General features: G+C 51.9%; 1 tRNA gene and 3 rRNA genes. All 4 read left to right on the top strand.

Annotated elements, in window-relative coordinates:
* The first annotated feature begins 40 nt into the window (after window positions 1–40).
* Window positions 41–1,584 (top strand): 16S ribosomal RNA (locus CWI82_RS11420).
* Between the two features lie 70 nt (window positions 1,585–1,654).
* A tRNA-Ile gene (locus tag CWI82_RS11415) sits at window positions 1,655–1,731 on the top strand.
* Between the two features lie 160 nt (window positions 1,732–1,891).
* Window positions 1,892–4,771 (top strand): 23S ribosomal RNA (locus tag CWI82_RS11410).
* 123 nt (window positions 4,772–4,894) lie between these two features.
* Window positions 4,895–5,009, top strand: a 5S ribosomal RNA gene (gene rrf, locus CWI82_RS11405).
* The 16S, 23S and 5S rRNA genes sit together here with 1 tRNA gene alongside, the layout of an rRNA operon.
* Window positions 5,010–5,051 lie beyond the last annotated feature (42 nt).

The following is a 5,051-nucleotide window of genomic DNA, read 5'->3' as shown; positions in this document are numbered from 1 at the left end:
TTTATTAAGTCATTGATTCAATGGGTCGATTAAACACTTTAAACTGAAGAGTTTGATCATGGCTCAGATTGAACGCTGGCGGCAGGCCTAACACATGCAAGTCGAGCGGCAGCGGGGAGTAGCTTGCTACTTTGCCGGCGAGCGGCGGACGGGTGAGTAATGCTTGGGAACTTGCCTTTAGGAGGGGGATAACCACGGGAAACTGTGGCTAATACCGCATAATGTCTACGGACCAAAGCGGGGGCTCTTCGGACCTCGCACCTAAAGATAGGCCCAAGTGAGATTAGCTAGTTGGTGGGGTAAAGGCCCACCAAGGCGACGATCTCTAGCTGTTCTGAGAGGATGATCAGCCACACTGGGACTGAGACACGGCCCAGACTCCTACGGGAGGCAGCAGTGGGGAATATTGCACAATGGGGGAAACCCTGATGCAGCCATGCCGCGTGTGTGAAGAAGGCCTTCGGGTTGTAAAGCACTTTCAGTGGTGAGGAAGGCTTGTAGGTTAATAGCCTGCAAGATTGACGTTAGCCACAGAAGAAGCACCGGCTAACTCCGTGCCAGCAGCCGCGGTAATACGGAGGGTGCAAGCGTTAATCGGAATTACTGGGCGTAAAGCGTACGTAGGCGGCTTGTTAAGCAAGATGTGAAAGCCCCGGGCTCAACCTGGGAATGGCATTTTGAACTGGCAGGCTCGAGTTCTGAAGAGGGTGGTAGAATTTCCTGTGTAGCGGTGAAATGCGTAGATATAGGAAGGAATACCGGTGGCGAAGGCGGCCACCTGGTCAGAAACTGACGCTGAGGTACGAAAGCGTGGGGAGCAAACAGGATTAGATACCCTGGTAGTCCACGCCGTAAACGATGTCAACTAGTTGTTCGTGTCATAAACGATGTGAGTAACGCAGCTAACGCACTAAGTTGACCGCCTGGGGAGTACGGCCGCAAGGTTAAAACTCAAATGAATTGACGGGGGCCCGCACAAGCGGTGGAGCATGTGGTTTAATTCGATGCAACGCGAAGAACCTTACCATCCCTTGACATCCAGTGAATCTTTTAGAGATAGAAGAGTGCCTTCGGGAACACTGAGACAGGTGCTGCATGGCTGTCGTCAGCTCGTGTTGTGAGATGTTGGGTTAAGTCCCGCAACGAGCGCAACCCTTATCCTTAGTTGCCAGCGCGTAAAGGCGGGAACTCTGGGGAGACTGCCGGTGATAAACCGGAGGAAGGTGGGGACGACGTCAAGTCATCATGGCCCTTACGGGATGGGCTACACACGTGCTACAATGGCGCGTACAATGGGAAGCTAGCTCGCGAGAGTATGCGGATCTCAAAAAGCGCGTCGTAGTCCGGATTGGAGTCTGCAACTCGACTCCATGAAGTCGGAATCGCTAGTAATCGTGGATCAGAATGCCACGGTGAATACGTTCCCGGGCCTTGTACACACCGCCCGTCACACCATGGGAGTGGGCTGCACCAGAAGTAGATAGCTTAACCTTCGGGAGGGCGTTTACCACGGTGTGGTTCATGACTGGGGTGAAGTCGTAACAAGGTAGCCGTAGGGGAACCTGCGGCTGGATCACCTCCTTATGAAACAGCCTTGAAGAAGATAAGTGCTCACACAGATTGCCTGGTTTGGTAGATGTAACGGATAGAAACTGGGTCTGTAGCTCAGCTGGTTAGAGCGCACCCCTGATAAGGGTGAGGTCGGTAGTTCAAGTCTACTCAGACCCACCACTGTGTTACACCGCTCTTTAACAATATGAACAAGCTGATTGTAATAAAGTAATGAAATGCCACTCTACTTGAAACACCATTTTGGTAGAGGCGTATCGAACTTGTGTACAGCATAGAGAACAGCCCATGTGATTCGAAGATAAACATTTTCGGGTTGTATGGTTAAGTGACTAAGCGTAGACGGTGGATGCCTAGGCAGTTGGAGGCGATGAAGGACGTACTAACTTGCGATAAGCCATGATGAGGCAGTAAGAGCCGTTATAGTCATGGATTTCCGAATGGGGAAACCCACTGAGCTTGCTCAGTATCCTTAAGTGAATACATAGCTTAAGGAAGCGAACCCGGAGAACTGAAACATCTAAGTACCCGGAGGAAAAGAAATCAACCGAGATTTCCCTAGTAGCGGCGAGCGAACGGGAATTAGCCCTTAAGCAATCATGGTTTTAGTGGAACAAGCTGGAAAGCTTGACGATAGAGGGTGATAGTCCCGTACACGACAGAGCCATGAATGTGAAAACGAGTAGGTCGGGACACGTGTTATCTTGACTGAATATGGGGGGACCATCCTCCAAGGCTAAATACTCCCAACTGACCGATAGTGAACCAGTACCGTGAGGGAAAGGCGAAAAGAACCCCGGCGAGGGGAGTGAAATAGAACCTGAAACCGTCTACGTACAAGCAGTAGGAGCCCTTCGAGGGTGACTGCGTACCTTTTGTATAATGGGTCAGCGACTTATATTTTGTAGCAAGGTTAACCGCATAGGGGAGCCGTAGGGAAACCGAGTCTTAACTGGGCGCCATAGTTGCAAGGTATAGACCCGAAACCGGGCGATCTATCCATGAGCAGGTTGAAGATTGAGTAACATCAATTGGAGGACCGAACCCACATCTGTTGAAAAAGATGGGGATGACTTGTGGATCGGAGTGAAAGGCTAATCAAGCCCGGAGATAGCTGGTTCTCCCCGAAATCTATTTAGGTAGAGCCTCGGACGAATACCACTGGGGGTAGAGCACTGTTTGGGCTAGGGGGTCATCCCGACTTACCAACCCCATGCAAACTCCGAATACCAGTGAGTACTATCCGGGAGACACACGGCGGGTGCTAACGTCCGTCGTGAAGAGGGAAACAACCCAGACCGCCAGCTAAGGTCCCAAAGTCATGGCTAAGTGGGAAACGATGTGGGAAGGCTCAGACAGCTAGGAGGTTGGCTTAGAAGCAGCCATCCTTTAAAGAAAGCGTAATAGCTCACTAGTCGAGTCGGCCTGCGCGGAAGATGTAACGGGGCTAAGCCATGCACCGAAGCTGCGGCAGCAACTATGTTGCTGGGTAGGGGAGCGTTCTGTAAGCCGTTGAAGGTGTGTTGAGAAGCATGCTGGAGGTATCAGAAGTGCGAATGCTGACATGAGTAACGATAATGCGGGTGAAAAACCCGCACGCCGGAAGACCAAGGTTTCCTATCCCATGCTAATCAGGGTAGGGTAAGTCGGCCCCTAAGGCGAGGCCGAGAGGCGTAGTCGATGGGAATCAGGTTAATATTCCTGAACCGACATGTACTGCGATGGGGGGACGGAGAAGGCTAGGCAAGCCGGGTGTTGGTTATCCCGGTGAAAGTATGTAGGTTGATGGTTTAGGCAAATCCGGACCGTTAAGACTGAGATACGAGACGAGCATCCACGGATGCGAAGTTGTTGATGCCCTGCTTCCAGGAAAAGCCTCTAAGCTTCAGGTACATGTTGACCGTACCCGAAACCGACACAGGTGGTCAGGTAGAGAATACTAAGGCGCTTGAGAGAACTCGGGTGAAGGAACTAGGCAAAATAGTACCGTAACTTCGGGAGAAGGTACGCCAGAGCTAGTGAACCCCTTGCGGGGGGAGCTGGAGCTGGCCGCAGTGACCAGGTGGCTGGGACTGTTTATTAAAAACACAGCACTCTGCAAAATCGAAAGATGACGTATAGGGTGTGACACCTGCCCGGTGCCGGAAGGTTAATTGATGGGGTTAGCGTAAGCGAAGCTCTTGATCGAAGCCCCGGTAAACGGCGGCCGTAACTATAACGGTCCTAAGGTAGCGAAATTCCTTGTCGGGTAAGTTCCGACCTGCACGAATGGTGTAACCATGGCCACGCTGTCTCCACCCGAGACTCAGTGAAATTGAAATCGCCGTGAAGATGCGGTGTACCCGCGGCTAGACGGAAAGACCCCGTGAACCTTTACTACAGCTTGGCACTGAACATTGAACCTCCATGTGTAGGATAGGTGGGAGGCTTAGAAGCACTGGCGCTAGTTGGTGTGGAGCCATCCTTGAAATACCACCCTTGTATGTTTGATGTTCTAACTTAGGCCCATTATCTGGGTCGAGGACAGTGCCTGGTGGGTAGTTTGACTGGGGCGGTCTCCTCCCAAAGAGTAACGGAGGAGCACGAAGGTTGGCTAAGTACGGTCGGACATCGTACGGTTAGTGTAATGGCACAAGCCAGCTTAACTGCGAGACAGACACGTCGAGCAGGTGCGAAAGCAGGTCATAGTGATCCGGTGGTTCTGAATGGAAGGGCCATCGCTCAACGGATAAAAGGTACTCCGGGGATAACAGGCTGATACCGCCCAAGAGTTCATATCGACGGCGGTGTTTGGCACCTCGATGTCGGCTCATCACATCCTGGGGCTGTAGTCGGTCCCAAGGGTATGGCTGTTCGCCATTTAAAGTGGTACGCGAGCTGGGTTTAGAACGTCGTGAGACAGTTCGGTCCCTATCTGCCGTGGGCGTTTGAGAGTTGAGAGGGGTTGCTCCTAGTACGAGAGGACCGGAGTGAACGAACCTCTGGTGTTCGGGTTGTCATGCCAATGGCACTGCCCGGTAGCTATGTTCGGAATCGATAACCGCTGAAAGCATCTAAGCGGGAAGCGAGCCTCAAGATAAGCTCTCACTGACATGTAATTGTCCTGAAGGGTTGTTGGAGACTACAACGTTGATAGGCGGGGTGTGGAAGCGTAGTAATGCGTTGAGCTAACCCGTACTAATTGCCCGTGAGGCTTAACCATACAACACCGAAGGTGTTTAGGGCTTAAGGCCAAGGCACAAGTTCGAGCTTTTACCAAAGAATGGCTCATGTAGAGTGGTTCATTACGCACAATCAGCGGGTTTATATTGTTTAACAGTTTTTGCCTGGCGGCCATAGCGAAGTGGAACCACCTGATCCATTCCGAACTCAGTAGTGAAACGCTTCAGCGCCGATGGTAGTGTGGGGCTTCCCCATGTGAGAGTAGGACACCGCCAGGCTTCAAATACGACGAGACCCCGAGCTAACGCTCGGGGTTTTTT

This window comes from Pseudidiomarina tainanensis (assembly GCF_004214835.1).
Classification (GTDB): domain Bacteria; phylum Pseudomonadota; class Gammaproteobacteria; order Enterobacterales; family Alteromonadaceae; genus Pseudidiomarina; species Pseudidiomarina tainanensis.
The sequence above is the reverse complement of the archived record's forward strand: the minus strand, read 5'-3'. Positions and strand labels throughout refer to the sequence as shown.